Origin of the sequence: Nonlabens sp. (genome assembly GCF_047636915.1) — a bacterium.
In the GTDB taxonomy this organism is placed as follows: Bacteria; Bacteroidota; Bacteroidia; order Flavobacteriales; family Flavobacteriaceae; genus Nonlabens.
The window spans coordinates 20,607-37,538 of record NZ_JBLIGN010000001.1 but is presented as its reverse complement, the minus strand read 5'-3'; the positions used below and the strand labels follow the sequence as shown (position 1 = coordinate 37,538).

15 protein-coding genes are annotated in these 16,932 nt (G+C 36.0%); 14 read left to right on the top strand and 1 reads right to left on the bottom strand.

Annotated features, from left to right (window positions below):
- Positions 1-18 precede the first annotated feature (18 nt).
- Positions 19-2,367 (top strand): ATP-binding protein, encoded by a 2,349-nt coding sequence (locus ACJAT0_RS00175; protein WP_415180018.1) that lies wholly within the window; start codon positions 19-21, stop codon positions 2,365-2,367.
- On the opposite strand, the gene lpxK is transcribed toward ACJAT0_RS00175, so the two are convergent.
- Complete coding sequence (gene lpxK / locus ACJAT0_RS00170) at positions 2,362-3,330, bottom strand: tetraacyldisaccharide 4'-kinase (RefSeq protein ID WP_415180017.1); 969 nt, start codon at positions 3,328-3,330, stop codon at positions 2,362-2,364. The genes ACJAT0_RS00175 and lpxK overlap by 6 nt on opposite strands.
- Before the next feature lie 47 nt (positions 3,331-3,377).
- On the opposite strand from lpxK, the gene ACJAT0_RS00165 reads away from it, so the two are divergent.
- The 13 genes from ACJAT0_RS00165 to trpA all read left to right on the top strand — a co-directional run bounded on the left by ACJAT0_RS00165 (position 3,378) and on the right by trpA (position 16,693).
- Positions 3,378-4,469, top strand: coding sequence for a Nif3-like dinuclear metal center hexameric protein (locus ACJAT0_RS00165; RefSeq protein ID WP_415180016.1), 1,092 nt, complete (start codon positions 3,378-3,380; stop codon positions 4,467-4,469).
- Positions 4,470-4,472: 3 nt separating this feature from the next.
- On the top strand, positions 4,473-5,252 hold the full coding sequence (locus tag ACJAT0_RS00160) for a zinc ribbon domain-containing protein (RefSeq protein ID WP_415180015.1): 780 nt from the start codon (positions 4,473-4,475) through the stop codon (positions 5,250-5,252).
- A 127-nt stretch (positions 5,253-5,379) separates the two neighbouring features.
- Positions 5,380-6,030, top strand: a complete 651-nt coding sequence (gene msrA / locus ACJAT0_RS00155; RefSeq protein ID WP_415180014.1) for a peptide-methionine (S)-S-oxide reductase MsrA — start codon at positions 5,380-5,382, stop codon at positions 6,028-6,030.
- Between the two features lie 127 nt (positions 6,031-6,157).
- On the top strand, positions 6,158-6,295 hold the full coding sequence (locus ACJAT0_RS00150; protein WP_415180013.1) for a hypothetical protein: 138 nt from the start codon (positions 6,158-6,160) through the stop codon (positions 6,293-6,295).
- Between the two features lie 1,332 nt (positions 6,296-7,627).
- Positions 7,628-9,289, top strand: a complete 1,662-nt coding sequence (asnB, locus tag ACJAT0_RS00145) for an asparagine synthase B (protein ID WP_415180012.1) — start codon at positions 7,628-7,630, stop codon at positions 9,287-9,289.
- A 192-nt stretch (positions 9,290-9,481) separates the two neighbouring features.
- Positions 9,482-10,891: an anthranilate synthase component I family protein gene (locus ACJAT0_RS00140; protein WP_415180011.1), complete on the top strand. Its 1,410-nt coding sequence runs from the start codon at positions 9,482-9,484 to the stop codon at positions 10,889-10,891.
- A gap of 4 nt (positions 10,892-10,895) precedes the next feature.
- A complete protein-coding gene (locus tag ACJAT0_RS00135) occupies positions 10,896-11,396 on the top strand; it encodes a hypothetical protein (RefSeq protein WP_374001973.1) in 501 nt (166 codons plus the stop codon).
- Complete coding sequence (locus ACJAT0_RS00130) at positions 11,389-11,958, top strand: anthranilate synthase component II (protein ID WP_374001972.1); 570 nt, start codon at positions 11,389-11,391, stop codon at positions 11,956-11,958. The genes ACJAT0_RS00135 and ACJAT0_RS00130 overlap by 8 nt, the downstream gene beginning before the upstream one ends.
- Positions 11,958-12,995, top strand: a complete 1,038-nt coding sequence (trpD, locus tag ACJAT0_RS00125) for an anthranilate phosphoribosyltransferase (RefSeq protein ID WP_415180010.1) — start codon at positions 11,958-11,960, stop codon at positions 12,993-12,995. Before ACJAT0_RS00130 ends, trpD begins: the two co-directional genes overlap by 1 nt.
- Before the next feature lie 108 nt (positions 12,996-13,103).
- The gene (gene trpC, locus ACJAT0_RS00120; protein WP_415180009.1) at positions 13,104-13,907 is read left to right on the top strand and encodes an indole-3-glycerol phosphate synthase TrpC; all 804 of its coding nucleotides are present in this window, start codon (positions 13,104-13,106) and stop codon (positions 13,905-13,907) included.
- Between the two features lie 17 nt (positions 13,908-13,924).
- Positions 13,925-14,542 (top strand): phosphoribosylanthranilate isomerase, encoded by a 618-nt coding sequence (locus tag ACJAT0_RS00115; protein WP_374001969.1) that lies wholly within the window; start codon positions 13,925-13,927, stop codon positions 14,540-14,542.
- Positions 14,539-15,705 carry a tryptophan synthase subunit beta gene (gene trpB, locus ACJAT0_RS00110; RefSeq protein WP_374001968.1) on the top strand — a complete coding sequence of 389 codons (1,167 nt, stop codon included), beginning with the start codon at positions 14,539-14,541 and terminating at the stop codon, positions 15,703-15,705. Before ACJAT0_RS00115 ends, trpB begins: the two co-directional genes overlap by 4 nt.
- 220 nt (positions 15,706-15,925) lie before the next feature.
- Positions 15,926-16,693, top strand: coding sequence for a tryptophan synthase subunit alpha (trpA, locus tag ACJAT0_RS00105; protein WP_374001967.1), 768 nt, complete (start codon positions 15,926-15,928; stop codon positions 16,691-16,693).
- The last annotated feature ends 239 nt before the right edge of the window (positions 16,694-16,932 follow it).

Here is a 16,932-nt window from a genome sequence, read left to right as displayed (position 1 = left end):
GCGACATAACGAACTGAATTGTCTTTACAACTTTTACATAAATTTCTAATCGCACTTTTATTGCTAGGGTCATTAAACATGACTCATGGTCAGGAAATTTCTTTGTCAAAGTCTAGTCAAAAAATTGCAGTAGATGTTTTACTAGAAAAAGCTGAAAAAGCTGTTCAAAACGCTAATTATGATGAAGCCAATCGTCTAATTAATAGCGCTACAGAAATAGCAAAAGACTCCACCATACACGCGAAAGCTCAAATGGTTAGGATTTCTTATTACATCAATACCAAACAACTCCAAACTGCCAGAGAAGCTATAGAAATGGTAACACCTTACCTACAAAAAACTTCTATTGATTACGCTGAATTATTACTCTTAGAGACACAACTTTTCATTCATTCGGATCTTATCGTGGAGGCAGAGACTGCTCTTTCAATGGCTCAAGTCATTCTTATACAAAAACCAAATAGCTCCCTCAGTTTAACGCAGAAACTAAGACGTGCGGAGTTAGATGTCAAAATTAAAAATTATGACTCCGCGCAAAAATCTTTACTGGACTTGTTGCCAACACTTTTAAATAACAGACAATTTTACTCTGCAGCAAAAGCTCAATTAGACCTGTCAAACATATTATTTATTAATAAGGAACTTCCTGCTTCCCGAGATTTTCTTACCCAGAGCATAATGCTTTCAGAAAAGTATAACTTCAACTTTTTACTTAAAAATAGTTATTTAACATACTCACAATTACTAAAAAAAGAAGGTGATTTTGAGAATAGCATTACCTACTTAGAGAAATTTACAGCACTCAATGAGACTAAAGACTCTTCTCTACAAATAACAGCTATCGCCTTAGAATTAGATAAATTAAAAAAAAGCAATGAAGCTTTAGAGGTTTCCAATTTGTTGAAAACAGAAGAACTAAAAGGACGTGATACGAGTTATATTTTACTTTGTGTCTTTATCACTTTACTTTCTTTACTAACCTTATCATTATTTAAAAACAACAAACTAAGAGCAAAAAGCAATCAAGTTCTAGAAGACAAAAACTCAGCACTTATTGAGGAAAGAGATAGAGCTCAGGATGCAGCTAAAATAAAGGCCGATTTTCTTTCTACCATTACCCATGAATTAAGAACACCTTTGTATGCGGTTACAGGTCTTACTCATCTATTATTAGACACTAAACCTAGAAATGACCAGAAAGAGCATTTAGAAACACTGCAGTCTTCAGGAGAATACCTTCTTTCCCTTATTGATAATATTCTTGACTTTAATAAATTGGAAGCTAATAAAGTTGAATTAGAAGCCATTCCCTTTGACCTAAATAAAAGAATAAATGACATTTGTTTATCTCTAAAAGGACAGTCCAAGGACCAAAATAATAAACTTCACATCCAATATGACAACGATATACCTACTCGACTACAAGGAGATCCAGTAAAGGTTTCTCAGATTCTAATCAACCTTATCGGCAATGCTATAAAGTTTACTAGCGATGGAGATATTTACGTAAGAGCCAATAAGGTCGATAACACTTCAAATAAATGTTTAGTGCATTTTGAAGTAGAAGATAATGGCAAAGGAATTTCTCATGAAAAACAACAAGCTATTTTTGAAAACTTCACACAAGAAGGAAGCAGTACTACAAGAGAATACGGAGGTACAGGACTAGGACTTGCTATTGTGAAAAATTTAGTTAATTTGATGGGTGGAGATGTAAAGCTAGACAGTAAAATAGGCCGAGGTAGTAGATTTTCCTTTGAAATATGGTTTGAACTTCCAGATTCTAATAAATTTTTTAATGAAAATCATTTTCCTTCGATACCGAATAAAAGATCTAAAACTAACACGATAACGGATACCTCTGATGTAACCAAAGATCCAGAGCCGGAGATTATAATTACTTCACCTGTCGTAAGTGACAAAAAAACAAGGAAACAAGAAATTTCAAAAGAGGACGTTATAAGTTCTAAACCAGCAACTCCTTCTGAATTATCTAACAAATTGATCCTTATTGTTGAAGATAATAAAATCAATCAAATGATCACCAGAAAGATTCTTGAAGCAAAGCATTTCACCTGTGAAGTGGCTAACAATGGTGATGAAGCAATACAAGCTGCAAAGTCTAAAAAGTATGATCTTATCTTAATGGACATACACATGCCCATTACAGATGGTAAAGAAGCTACTAAGGAAATCAGAAAGTTTGACAGGGAAATACCAATTATAGCTCTTACAGCGGTCACCTTGAGTGAATCTGAAAAAGATTTCTATGAAATAGGCTTTGATGACATCATCCCTAAGCCATTTAAAATGGAAGAGTTTTTTGAAAAAATTCAAAATGCCTTTACCAATTACGAGATTTTATAACACAAGGTCGTTATCCAAAAATATAGTTTTAATGGGTACATAAAAGACATTTAAAAGATGGTATTCTTTTAATCGCATAAAATCCTTCTCTGTTGTAATGACTATTTTCTCTTTTCTTATCATTTCTATTTCGTCATTCGTAAAGATATGATGATCGTTGTATTTTATATGCACCACTTTTACTGTGCCCTCTAGATACTCTACATAGGGTTTTGGATTTGCAATTCCAGTGACAACACTTACTTGTTTACCTTTTAATTCATTTAAATCAATTTTACTATCTATACCAAGAAGTATTTTCTGATAACTTATAACCGAGAAATAAAGTTTTTGTTGCGGCAATAAATTTAATCGCGTCTTGATATTATGCCTTTCGACTTTAGTAATGCTAGAAGGACATTTAGTTACAACAATAGTCTTAGCGCGACGAGCGCCTTTGCGAGACTCTCTTAAATTGCCGGATGGCAACAAATAATCGTTCACATATAATTGATCATAGCTGGTCAATAAAATATAATGACTGGCTTTTACATGTCTATGCTGGTATGCATCGTCTAGTAATATGACATCTAAGTTGTGATCCTTAAGCAAATGTTCTATGCCTTCCACTCGTCTTTCACATACCGCACTTACAATTAAATCTTGAAACTTTCTCTTTATTTGTAGCGGTTCATCTCCTACTTTATCTGGCAAGTCTCCTTTAGAGACTTCTATGTATCCATGGGTTTTCCTACCGTAACCTCGACTTAAAACCCCTATTCTTTTTCCGACAAGATGGTCAATTAAATATTCGATCATAGGAGTTTTCCCGGTACCGCCTGTGCTTAAGTTGCCCACAACGATAATTGGAATATCAAACTCCCTTTGATCAAGAATTCCTGTATCAAAGGCCCAATTGCGTAGGGACGTAATTCCATCATAAAGGATAGAAAAAGGATATAATATAAGTCTCAAATCTTGCATGTGGTCAAAAGTAGGTTAATTTTACAACAGACATAAACATTCCCATTATGAAGATTAACGATGTTATTTCACATCTAGAAATACTTGCTCCTCGATATTATGCAGAGGATTTTGATAATACAGGGCTACTTACTGGAGAGAAATTCACCGAGCTTAAAGGGATACTAGTCACCTTAGACTGTTTAGAAAATGTAGTAGATGAGGCTATTGAGAACAATTGCAACCTTATCGTGAGCTTCCATCCAATTATATTTTCTGGACTTAAACATCTACAGCCTATCGATTATGTGCGTAAAGCTGTTATTAAAGCCATTAAGAATGATATCGCCATTTATGTGACGCACACAGCCCTAGATGCAGCAAAAGGCGGGGTAAGCTATAGAATGGCAAAAGAAATGGGTGTCACTAACACAGTTACATTAATTCCTAAATCACAAATTATTAAAAAAATAATAACTTACATTCCGATTAATGATGTAGAAAAAGTAAAAGAAGCCTTATTTAGTGCCGGTGCTGGGGCTTTGGGCAATTATTCAGAATGTAGCTTTTCAAATGAAGGAACAGGAACGTTTAAAGGTAATAAACACAGTAATCCTAAAATAGGAGAAAAATTAAAAAGAAAAACTCTAGAAGAAAAAGCGCTTTCTATGACGTTTTTGCCTCATTTAGAAATCGCTATAAAAGCTGCTTTATTCAATTCTCATCCATATGAAGAGGTTTCTTATGAGGTTTCTACCCTAGAAAACACTTATCAAAATATAGGAATGGGTGTTATCGGTGAATTACCAGAAGCATTAAAAGTAGAAGATTTTTTAAAGAAAACAAAGTCTGTATTTAAAACAGGTGTAGTAAGAAGCTCGCTTTCGCAAAAGCAAAATATTAAAAAAGTCGCTCTATTAGGTGGCTCAGGATCATTTGCTATTAAAAATGCATTACAATCAGGAGCTGATGCATTCATCACAGCTGATTTAAAATACCATGATTTCTTTCAAGGTCAAGACATTTTGTTATGCGATGTAGGACATTATGAAAGCGAGCAGTTTACAAAAAACCTTTTACATGAATATCTTAGAGAAAAATTCAGTAATTTTGCAGTCCTTTGTGCACAAGCGCGAACAAACCCAGTTAATTATTTTTAAAAGATGGCAAAAAAGACCGAGGCTACTGTAGAAGATAAGTTAAGAGAGCTTTACAATCTGCAATTAATCGATTCTAGAGTAGATGAGATACGCAATGTGCGTGGTGAACTACCTTTAGAAGTACAAGATCTTGAAGATGAAGTAGAAGGATTAAAAACTCGAATGTCTAAATTAGACGCTCATTCTGAAGAACTTACTCAAAAAGTTAAGGATAAGAAGAATTTGATCGAGGAGTCTAAAACTCTTATTACAAAATATACAGATCAACAAAAAAACGTACGTAACAATCGTGAATTCAATTCCCTTTCTAAAGAAATTGAATTTCAAGAGCTTGAAATGGAACTTGCAGAGAAACACATTCGTGAATTCTATGCACAAATAGAGCAACAAAAAGAAGTAATCGATAAAAGTAAGCAGCGCGTCGCTGATAGAGCTGATCACTTGAAACATAAAAAATCTGAACTTGCAGAGATTCTAAAAGAAACTCAAAAAGAAGAAGAAACACTTATGAAAATGAGCGATGATTATGCAAAGTCTATCGAAGAAAGATTGATCAAAGCATATATTCGTATACGAACTAATGTAAAGAACGGACTGGCCGTAGTACCTATTGAAAGAGGTGCCTCCGGTGGTTCTTATTTTACTATCCCACCACAAGTTCAAGTAGAAATTGCAAGTCGCAAGAAAATCATCACGGATGAACATTCAGGAAGAATTCTAGTAGATGCAGCATTAGCTTTTGAACAAGTAGAAAAAATGAAAAAAGTTTTTACTAAGTTATAGAGATACTCTTTAACTTTTCTTTTAAAATCTCTTTATCAACATCGGTAAAGGGATTTTTTATTTAACCCTTTTTTAATACTCTTGTCAAGTCACTAAGCATACATTTATGTTTAATAAATTATGTGATATGAAACTACTTATTTACTCCGTGATGATGCTTCTTGCCTCAACATGCAACACTACTGAAACAAAGTCTAAGCAGGCCATTGATACAGACGCTATCCAAGTTGCTTCTGAAAACGGAATGAAGAGAGCTTATTTTGCCAGTGGTTGTTTTTGGTGTGTAGAAGAAATATATGAAGGTGTAAAAGGAGTAAAAGAGTCTATCTCAGGCTATTCTGGTGGTCACACAGAAAACCCTACTTATGAGGACAGCAATACAGGAAGAACTGGACATGCTGAGGCTAATGAGATAATTTATAACCCAAAAATAGTTTCTTTTAAGACATTAGTAAACGTTTATTTTGCGTCGCAAAATATTGGTCAAGTAAATGGTCAGGGTCCTGATAATGGGTCTCAATACAGGAGCATTCTATTTTATCAAAATGATATAGAAAAAAAGATTATCGAGGATAAAATAGCTGATTTAACAAAAGAAGGATATAAAGTAGCCGCTGAAGTGAAACCTTTTCAAAAATTTTGGATTGCTGAAGACTATCATCAAGATTATGCAAAATTACATCCTACACAAGGATATATAAGAGGAGTTTCCATACCCCGATTTAAAAATTTCGCTTCAAAAATGCCCAATATCATCAAGGAAAGTGCTCCGCATTAGTTAAAAGAACCAAAATAATAAAAGCTATAGAGGAGTAATAAAGCACTCCAAATAAAAATAGCCTTTATGTAACTTTAGGCCTGTGCTCTTCTGGAATTTTATTCTTATGACTTGTCTCTAATTTGGAATGGCAACAACGGACACAAATAAAAATGATCAAATAACAGTACTATTTATCAATAATAGAAACCCTCTAGGAGCAGCACTAGGGGCATACCAAGGAGCAAATCCTCCTGATGAAGTATCACTTAACACTTCTATATGACACTTCTGATTAGTTAATAATCCTTAATTAAACAAAACTTCACTAGTCCTTTTCAGCGCTTTTAAATACCCGTCAAAAAGTACTTAACTTGTCTCATACACGGTGCAAAACTGCGGTGAAGTCAATGATATAATAAGACCCATGGACCTTCGCACTAGTAAATAACCAAATCAAATGATTTGTAAAACCATCACTTTCAATAATACTTTATATAGCTGCTCCTTATCCTAAACAAGACCCAAGAGTCAAAAATAATACAGCAAAGACAGCACTGTTCCAATAGCCTAATGCAAATTCTTTTGCAGCTTCCTTACCGGTTGACGGGTAAATAGATGTTTTCTGTCCCTCAAGAATCCACCGACTATTCCATGCACTAAGGTCTACAGCTCAAGGCATCCGTCACATTAATGCTATTGCAATAGGAATCGTGATCAACTATAAGAAACATAGAGCATTAAATAGATCTGATCGAATGTTACCTCCTTTATAAATTACTACAAAAAAAGAAATCAACCCAAAGAGAATCATGATCATTCCATCTACTTTAAGACAATCATCGAGAGAATTATACTTGGCAATGTCACGAATTAAAAATAAAATCCCACCACCATAAATAAGGCTAAGAAGGTAGGGACTGATGGCTGTAACAGGAATAGCGCTACCATAGAGACAACCGTTATTTGAGAACAGCTGCACTCACAAAAAAGAAATCGATAAGCAGGACAAAAACAAAATAATGTAGCTCGTTCCATCATTTTATGTAAACACCCCATAAGGCATTTTTAAATTCAAGCTCCATATCATGTGCCATATCTAAAAGATAGATCCTTTCTAATACTAACACTTATTATCGCTGTTGAAAATCTAAATCTGCAGACCATGCTTCATCGCATGCTTTGAACTAGTTGACTTACTCCAATTACAGCAATGGCAACATCGAACTTGACCCTAATACCTGAAAGCATTATTCACATAGGTATTGTAAAATAATCTGAACCGTACTTTAAAACTCCTCTTTCGCAAAAGCGAAGTTTATACGGAACTCGTTCTAGTGGGCAAACAAAGGTTTTATTAAACTCTTTCAATGCAAAACGAAGTCTCTGCTAAATTCGTATGAGTGCAAAAGGGTTGTAGTAGTTATTTACAAGAGTTTTTAATTAACAATTCATTTGATTGTAAATGATTTTTAATTATGTTTGCTCTGTTATGTTAAAAAATAATGATTTCAGAACTAATAATAATCCTTCGCAAACGTAGGGTAGCCTCTGATATTTAAAATATTCAAAAGGTCTACTTCTTAAGTAGGCCTTTTTTCATTTAAAATTCAAAAACATGTGTGGTATCGTAGGAGTGTTCCAGCTCAAAAAAAACAGTCAAGAACAACGTGAAAGAATCTTAGAACTTTCTAAGAAATTAAGGCATAGAGGGCCAGACTGGTCTGGAATCTATTGTGGTGACAATGCCATTTTAGCTCATGAGAGATTAACAATTGTAGATCCGCAATCCGGGGGACAACCACTTTATAGCCCAGATGGCAAAGTAATTTTAGCTGTAAATGGGGAGATTTATAACCACCAAGAAATCCGTGAAAACTATAATAATTACGAGTTTAAAACTAAAAGTGACTGCGAAGTAATACTAGCCCTATACCAAGATAAAGGTGTTGATTTCATGGACGAGCTTACCGGCATGTACGGTTTTGCTCTTTATGATAGTGAAAAAGATGTATTCTTGTGCGCAAGAGATCATCAAGGAATGATACCTCTATATTACGGTTATGATGAATTGGGACAGTTTTACGTCGCAAGCGAACTTAAAGCACTAGAAGGAACCTGTAATGATATCGCTCCATTTCCTCCAGGACATTACTATTATAGTAAAACTGGTAAATTTACTAAATGGTACGACCGAGAATGGAAAGATTACCATGCCGTTAAAGACAACACCAGCTCTGTAGCAGCTTTAAAAAAAGCAATGGAAGATTCTGTTCACAGACACTTGATGAGTGATGTCCCCTATGGTGTGCTCCTATCTGGTGGGTTGGATAGTTCTATAGTAAGTGCTGTTGCAAAAAAATATGCTTCTAGAAGAGTGGAATCTGGAGATCATGCAGAAGCCTGGTGGCCACAGCTACATTCCTTTGCCATAGGCCTAGAGGGCAGTCCAGACCTAGCCGCTGCAAAAGTCGTTGCAGACCATATAGGAACCGTGCACCACAGTGTTAACTTTACCATTCAAGAAGGACTTGACGCGCTTAAAGACGTTATCTACTTCTTAGAAACTTACGATGTTACTACTATTAGAGCATCGACACCTATGTATTTACTAGCTCGTGTGATTAAATCAATGGGTATTAAAATGGTGCTTTCTGGAGAAGGAGCTGATGAGATTTTCGGTGGTTATTTGTACTTTCACAAAGCGCCTAATGCCGAAGAATTCCATAAGGAAACAGTGCGTAAACTAGATACGTTACATCTATATGATAACCTAAGAGCAAATAAATCTTTAGCTGCATGGGGAATTGAAGGTCGTGTACCTTTCTTAGATAAAGAATTTATGGATATCGCGATGCGATTGAATCCTAAAGATAAAATGTGTGGAAACGGTAAAATGGAAAAACACATCTTAAGAGAAGCCTTTGAGGATTACCTTCCTAAAAGTGTAGCATGGAGGCAAAAAGAACAGTTTAGCGATGGTGTTGGATACAGTTGGATCGACACCCTGAAAGAAGTTGTTGAAGGTGTTATTACAGATGAAATGATGGCAGCAGCTGCTTTTAAATTCAAAATCAATCCGCCGCAAAATAAAGAAGAATACTACTACCGCAGTATTTTCTCCGAACATTATCCTAGCGATACAGCCGCAAGTTGTGTTCCTTCTTTAAAATCAGTGGCTTGCTCAACACCTATAGCTCTAGAATGGGATGAGGCATTTAAGAACTTGAATGATCCATCTGGTAGAGCGGTAAGCGGTGTTCATGAAGAAGGTTATTAAAATAATCTAAAAATAGTTGCGCCTTTGACAAAGCGTAATTACATTTGCAACATGCAAAGAACAAATCATACATGGTGGTGGAATAATATAGCTCAACAGCCGTAAAGTTACCCGCATGTTTTAAATAAACGAAAAAGGTCTACTTAACGGTAGGCCTTTTTTCATTTAATTATTTTTGAAATCCCTAAAGGAATGAATCAAATTCAAGATCAATATACATCTAATACCACCCATAAAATTATCCTTGCAGATACGCTCACACCTGTAGCCATCTACATGAGATTAAGAGATCGCTACCCTAATAGCATTCTTTTAGAAAGTAATGAATACGGGCAGCGCGGTAATAGTTATTCCTTTATTTGTTGTAATCCGGTAGCCACTTTTGAAGTCAATAATAGAGAAATTACAACAAACTTTCCGGATCACCGATCAACATCTCAAGAATTCTCTTCTGCCTTTGATCTTACCTCTGCGTTGAATAATTTCAAAAACGAATTTGCACAGGCAGAAAATGGTTTCCCTTTTCCAACTAACGGACTTTTTGGCTACCTCAGTTATGATGCCGTGCAATTATTTGAAGATTTAGAATTCCGCTTTCGCGAAAGCGAAACCAACAACATACCTCTTGCGCATTATCAAGTCTTTCAAAACGTATTGGTATTTGATCATTATCACAACCAACTGTACGTTTTCGATAATCAATATGCCAATAATGACAGTAAACTAGAGGAGATAATTACTATCATTAATCATCGAGATGTAGCAAATTATAGTTTTCAATGCACCGAAGAAGAAACTTCAGAAATGACAGATGGCGACTTCAAAGAGCTTGTAGAAAAAGGTAAAGAACACTGTCGTAGAGGTGATGTATTTCAAATTGTCCTATCAAGAAAATTTGAACAGCCTTTCCAAGGAGACGATTTTAATGTGTACCGACAATTGAGAGCAATAAACCCCAGTCCTTATTTGTTCTACTTCGATTATGGCAGCTTTAGAATTTTTGGATCCTCTCCAGAAGCCCAACTACTCATTTCTGGAAAAAAAGCAAGTATTCAACCTATTGCTGGAACTTATAAAAGAACTGGCAATGACATTGCAGACTTGAAGGCTGCAGAAGAATTGAAAAAGGACCCTAAAGAAACTGCAGAGCATATGATGCTGGTAGATTTAGCTAGAAATGATTTGAGCCGTCATGCGCGCAATGTAACGGTAGAAGATTATCAAAATATTCACTTTTACTCCCACGTTATTCACATGGTGAGCAAAGTAACTGGCACCATAAATGAAAAAGATAAAATCCAACTCATAGGCGATACTTTCCCTGCTGGGACTTTGAGTGGCGCTCCTAAATACAGAGCCATGCAATTAATTGATGAATATGAAAAATCTTCAAGAGAGTTTTATGGTGGTGCTATAGGCTACCTAGGCTTTGACGGTAATTTTAATCATGCCATTATCATTAGAAGTATTCTTTCACGAGAGAACAAGCTGTTGTTTAGAGCTGGTGCTGGTGTAGTAGTAGAAAGTAATTTAGAAAATGAAACTCAAGAAGTCTATCATAAAACAAACGCGCTGAGAAGTGCTATAAAACAAGCAAATTAATATTATGAAAACAATTAAAATTACAGGGGCAATTTTATTCATCTCCACATTACTTTTTTCATGTCAACCAGATAAAAAAGACCTTATTGACGTAAAAATTGTAAAGAAAGACGGACTTGAAAACATGACCTACCTTCCTAATCTTGACTTTGAAGAAGTCATAGATAGTGCCCGTTACTTGTTCAATGAGAAAGATTATCAAAGGATTTTAATAAGTGAAATAAAAGTCGCACCACCTATTTTTCAAAATGATATCATTAAGGTTCGGGTTTTTACCAGAAGCATATTTGTTAAAACTAAATACGAGCATGGCTTTCTCATTAGAACGTATAGCAAAGACGGGAAGATTAAAGATGAAAAGGTTCTAGCTTCTACTTTTGGCGATTTGAGCTGTGAAGGAAGGGTGACCTCTGATCTTAGAATTATTACAAGCTGTCCCGATGGAGGGCAGACAATAGCACAAATCGAAAAAGATGGATCGATAAATACTTTAAAAAATGAGTAAGAACCTTTTATTAATAGATAACTATGACTCTTTCACCTTCAATCTCGTCCATTATTTAGAAGATTTAGGGGCAAATGTGACCGTCATACGCAACGATAAAATAACACCTCAAGAATGTGAACCGTATGATGCTGTGGTGCTTTCTCCTGGTCCTGGTATTCCTAGTGAAGCTGGAAATCTTATTCCTATCATTCATTATATGAAAGATAAGAAACCGCTGTTGGGAATTTGTTTGGGTCACCAGGCTATTACGGAAGTGTTTGGTGGTAAAATAATCAATCTCGAGAAAGTGTATCACGGACTTTCTACTCAGATGACACACACTGAAAATGAACTATTCAAGGGTGTCTCTTCAAAATTTGATGCTGGCCGATACCACTCTTGGGTGGCAGAGAACCTCAGCTTTCCAGAAATATTGGAAATTACTGCTACTGATGAAAATGGTCAGATTATGGCATTAAAACATAGAACACTACCTATTTACGGCGTTCAGTTTCATCCAGAAAGCATCATGACACCAGATGGAAAAATCATGCTCAAAAACTTTATAGACACTTTATAATGAAGGATATATTAAACGAATTATTTAATCACGGGACCCTTTCGCGCAAAGCAGCTTGCGATATTCTGACAGCAATAACTAGCGGTACCATTAATGATGCCCAAACTGCTGCATTTCTAACTGTTTATGGAATGCGAAGTATTACTGTTGAAGAACTTGCTGGTTTTAGAGACGCCATGCTAGAACAAGCAACTATTATCGATTTATCAGATTTTAATCCTATAGATTTATGTGGAACGGGTGGTGATGGAAAAGACACTTTTAATATCAGCACACTAGCCAGTTTTGTGACCGCCGGTGCCGGCATCCCAGTTGCAAAACACGGTAATTATGGAGTGAGTTCTGTCAGTGGTTCTAGTAATGTTATGGAACATCTAGGTTTTGTATTTACCAATGATCCTGAGGTTATCAGAGAACAAATTACAAAAACAAACATCACCTTTTTACACGCACCACTGTTTCACCCAGCCATGAAAGCCGTCGCTCCTATTAGAAAGCAATTAGGGATAAAGACTTTTTTCAACATGTTAGGACCCTTAGTAAATCCAGCAAAGCCGAAATTACAAAGCGTGGGCGTTTTCAATTTACAACTTGCACGTAATTATGAATATCTTTTTCAATCTGAAACAGACAAGAAATATGCTATTCTACATGCCCATGACGGCTATGATGAAGTTAGTCTTACCGGTAAGGTACGGTTGGCTAAAAACAATGGAGTCAGTGACTTGTCTGCTAGTGACTTTGGGATGGAGACTTTGAAGCAAGCAGATCTATATGGTGGAGAAACCGTTAAAGATGCCGCACAAATTTTCATAAAAGTATTGGAGAATAAAGCAACAAAAGCTCAGAAAAATGTGGTGCTTGCAAATGCGGCAACTGCCATATCAGTAGCAAAAGACATAAATATATTGGAGGCTATAGATCTAGCAAGAATATCTCTTGAAACTGGAAAAGCCCTAGAGAGCTTCCGTAAACTAATAGAGCTCAATTGCTCAAGGGCAAATCGAACCCGCCCACAGAGTACGCAAAGAGCGTAAAAGGACGTATAAAACGCTACGCAACACAGGGCGCACAATGCGCCACAACACAGGGCGCATACAATGCGCCGCAACACAGAGCGCATACAAGGCGTTTCAACTAGAAAAATGGAAAATATACTCAATAAAATAACAATTCAGACGGCTAAAGATCTAAACACTAGAAAGAAAAATACACCTCTTTCTAATTTGATGGCGATGACGCATTATAGTAGACAAACTATATCCTTGTATGAAGGTATAAAAAACGGCAGCGGTATCATTGCAGAGCACAAAAGACAAAGCCCAAGTAAAGGGTCTTTTGGATGTCTAATGACCGTGCAGGAAGTAATGCAAGGATATGAAAAAGCTGGTGCAAGTGCGATAAGCTGTCTTACAGACCATCCTTTTTTTGGTGGTTCTCTTGAAGACTTAATAGCCACTAGGAAGCAAATAAATATTCCTGTTTTACGCAAAGATTTTATGATAGACTCCTATCAAATTCATGAATCCAAAGCATATGGTGCAGACGCTATTCTACTCATTGCGGCATGTCTCAATAATGAAGAGTTAAAATCCATGTCTTTGGAGGCATGGGACATTGGCTTAGAAATTCTTTTTGAAGTGCACGATCTAGAAGAACTCAATCGAATTAAAGAAATCACTGCTTCATTCGATACTTCAAAGTATATTATTGGAGTAAACAACCGTGATCTAAAAAGGTTCCAAACAGATATCCAAAACAGTAAGGATCTATTGCCTCACTTTCCACAAGGTGTTCTTGCCATATCAGAAAGCGGTATTTCAAATCCTGAAGTTGTAAAAGAGCTTAATAATTTAGGTTTTCAAGGGTTTTTAATTGGTGAAAATTTTATGAAAACCGAGAATCCAGGGACAAGTTGTAAGCAATTCATAAAATCAATACAATCATGATGATCAAAGTGTGTGGTATGCGCGACATAGAAAATATCAACCAGTTACAAAAACTGGACATCGATTTCATGGGGATTATACGTTACCCCAAGTCCAAGCGATTTGTTTCTAACCTGCTAAAGGAGAAAATAGCTCAACAAATCATGAATAAAGGAACCGTTGGTGTTTATGTGAATGAAACTTTTGAAAATATATTACAAGACGTCATTCCATTACAACTAGACGTTATTCAATTACATGGAGATGAAAATTCCGCTTTCGCAAAAGCAATACTAGAAATAGATATTAAAGTGTTTAAAGCTTTTCAAATCACGGCCGACTTTGATTTTAATAAATTGAAAGAATGGGAAGAACTTGCACAACAATACGTTGGAAAATTGTTCTTCCTATTTGATACAGCAACACCAGATTATGGTGGTAGTGGCAAGAAATTTAAATGGTCTATTCTCGACTCATATAAAGGAGATGTTCCTTTTCTATTGAGCGGTGGTATTTCAAAGGAAGATGCAAACGCGATTAAAGAGATAAAACACAAGATGTTTTTGGGCATAGATTTAAATTCAAAATTTGAATCAGAACCAGGACTTAAAAACATAACAGAAATAAAAAGTTTAATAGAAAAATTAAGAAAATGAGCTATCTAGTAGATGAAAAAGGATTTTATGGAGAATTTGGTGGTGCATTCATTCCAGAATTACTCTATCCTAATATTGAAGAACTTCAAGAAAACTACCTAAAGATTGAAAAATCTCCTGAGTTTCAAGCAGAGTTTCATCAGTTACTTAGAGATTACGTGGGAAGACCTACTCCTTTATTTTTAGCCAAACGGTTGTCAGCAAAGTACGGTGGTGAAATATGGCTCAAAAGAGAGGACTTATGCCATACAGGAGCCCATAAAATCAATAATACCATAGGTCAAATTATACTTGCTGGGAAACTAGGTAAAAAAAGGATCATTGCAGAGACTGGCGCCGGTCAGCACGGTGTAGCAACAGCTACAGTTTGTGCTTTAAAAGGTCTGGAATGCATCGTTTATATGGGTGAAAAGGACATTAAACGCCAGGCTCCTAACGTAGCTCGCATGAAAATGCTGGGTGCCACAATAATACCTGCAACTAGTGGTTCTAAAACTCTTAAGGATGCTACTAACGAAGCTATGCGCGACTGGATCAATAATCCAGAAGATACGCATTACATCATCGGCTCTGTAGTGGGGCCGCATCCGTATCCAGATATGGTAGCTCGTTACCAATCCGTGATTTCTGAAGAGATAAAGAAACAAATGGATGGCTTACCAGATTACGTAATCGCGTGTGTAGGTGGCGGCTCTAATGCTATGGGTGCTTTTTACCATTTTCTAGATGACCCAAGCGTTAAGCTCATAGGAGTGGAAGCTGCTGGATTAGGAATCCACACGAATAAAACGGCCGCAACATTAACTCTTGGTACTCCAGGAGTTTTACATGCCAGTCGCTCCATCATGATGCAAGATAAAGATGGTCAAGTTGTGGAACCGCACAGTATATCGGCAGGATTGGACTATCCAGGTATCGGACCTGCACATGCCTGGTTAAAAGTATCTGATCGTGCACAATACATGGCAGTTACTGATGCAGACGCATTAATAGCTGCGGTTGAAGTCAGTAGATTAGAAGGGATTATTCCAGCTTTAGAAACAGCGCATGCCTTTTCTGTTCTAAAAGACTTGAATTTAAAACCTACCGATCGTGTAGTCATCAATTTGTCTGGACGCGGTGACAAGGACATGAACACCTATATCGAAGAGTTGGATTTATAAATGAAGTTGAGCTTACGCTGAATAAGAGATACCTTTTCTTATAAAAAAACATCTCAGTTGAACTCATAAGAGAAGGCATTAAAACAACCAGTGGAACGGGACACTATAATTTTCTCTACTTGCAGTTCAAAAATGGAACGAGAAGTAGAAATAATATCCCGAGGAAAACCTAGCTCGCAGCAACAAATAAATAGAGTACCCCACTTAATAAACAATTATTATGACCAACAAGCTTACGGAACTTTTTAAAAACAAGCCTAAAAATCTATTAAACATATTCTTTACGGCTGGATATCCACAATTAGAGGATACCCATACGCTTCTTGATGCATTAGAAAACTCTAAGGTAGATTTAATAGAAATTGGCATTCCCTTTAGTGATCCGTTAGCAGACGGTCCCACCATTCAAGATAGCAGTAAAATAGCACTTGAAAACGGCATGTCTATTGAAAAGTTGTTCCTTCAATTGGAAAATCACACTCCTAAAACACCCCTCTTATTAATGGGCTATTTAAATCCAGTGATGCAATATGGATTTGAAGCTTTTTGTAAGAAATGTAAAGAAGTTGGTGTGGACGGCATCATTATTCCAGACTTACCAATGCACATATACCAAGCAGAATTCAAAGAAGTATTTGAAAAATATAACATTAGCAACATTTTCTTAGTCACTCCTCATACCTCTGAAAGACGTATTAGGGAGATAGATACCAATTCTACTGGATTTATTTATGCTGTAAGTTCTGCTAGTACAACTGGTTCTAAAACTGAATTTTCGGCTGCAACAGACTATCTAGGTAAGCTTCGGGAAATGAACCTCCACACGCCTATTCTTACTGGGTTCAACATAAAAAACAAACAAAATTTTCAAGACGCTTGTAGCTATGTGCATGGGGCTATTATAGGAAGTGAATTTATAAGACAAATTACTGACGTAGAAGATATCTCCAAAGCCGCAAAAAAATATATACAGTCTATTAAAAGTTAATTAAATGTGATTTTTGAGGATTAGCTTTCGTAAAAGCAATTCACCCCTTACCTTTACAACGAAATGAAAATACAAAATTTACATCATCATCATTTTTTAACTTCCCATCAGGCGAGATAAAAGTGTATTGATATAACTCAAACATATTTTAAAAACCGTCTGTTCCAGGCGGTTTTTTTCGTTTTCTATCTTTTGAAAACTATAAAATGTCTGTGAGCAGCTTAAACAACATTCTTATC